At 69.5% G+C, this 918-nt stretch carries 2 pseudogenes; both read right to left on the reverse strand.

The features are described 5' to 3' along the window. Window positions 1–375: pseudogene (locus CCN72_RS41605) on the reverse strand (FHA domain-containing protein); the annotation flags it as partial. 456 nt (window positions 376–831) lie between these two features. Next, window positions 832–918 (reverse strand): annotated as a pseudogene (locus CCN72_RS41760) (DUF881 domain-containing protein); the annotation flags it as partial.

Genomic DNA, 918 nt, shown 5'->3' on the forward strand with positions numbered 1-918 from the left:
GTTCAGGCTGCCGACGTCGGCGACGGTGAACGAACCGTCCGGCGAGCGGCGGAACTCCACATGGCGACGCGAGACGGTCACGTCGTCCAGGAAGATGTCGCTCTGCGGATGGCGGCCGGCCGTGGTCAGGTCGCCGTCGAGCAGGAAGCGGCTGCCCGAGTTCGGGCCACGGCGCACCACCAGCAGGGCCGAGCCCGCCGGGAGCGCGTCCACCGCGGCCTGCGCCTCGGGCGACAGCAGCGGCATCGGCGTCTGGCCGGTCGCCTCCGCGTCGTAGGCCTCAAGACCGGAGATCGAGATCGTGGACGTCGTCTCGGACGCGCGCTCGGGCACGGCTCCGGGACGCAGCGGCGCACCGCAGTTGGAACAGAAGCGNNCGGGGCATTGGACGCGTACGGGCCGGGAGCAAACTCTCCACCCGTACTTGAGGTTGACGGTTGCCCGAAACCTATGCCGCGGGACTGGGCAGGGTCAACTGACGGCGCGCCCTGGCCTCCCGAAATGTCACCGCCCGGACCAGCCACCTGGTCCCGGAACAGCGGCCGCTGACCTTGTGCGTCAGGCTGTGCGCGATGACGAGCGGTCGCGTTGTCGCCGCCCTCTCGCGCGCTCTTGCCGAACCACTTCGCAAACAACTTCACGGGCGATTCCCCTTGACCGAAACAGACCCGCCCGTGGGGCAGGACGAACCCTGATTGCCGACACCGGCCGACCCGGACACCCTCACAACGTCCGTGCCCACCAGACAGTTTCCACCACGCGTCACCTCGTCGGTGCGCCGACCCCCCGCAACCTCATGCCCCTGCCGGACCACCCCCATGCACCGCCGGTTCACTGGGAGGACGACCGAGCGTAGTCAGGCTGCTTCGCCTGCCGCAAGGCGTCCACGACGATCTTGCCCGACTGTGCGACGGAGAC

Source organism: Streptomyces murinus, from assembly GCF_002154555.1.
GTDB classification, from domain to species: domain Bacteria; phylum Actinomycetota; class Actinomycetes; order Streptomycetales; family Streptomycetaceae; genus Streptomyces; species Streptomyces murinus.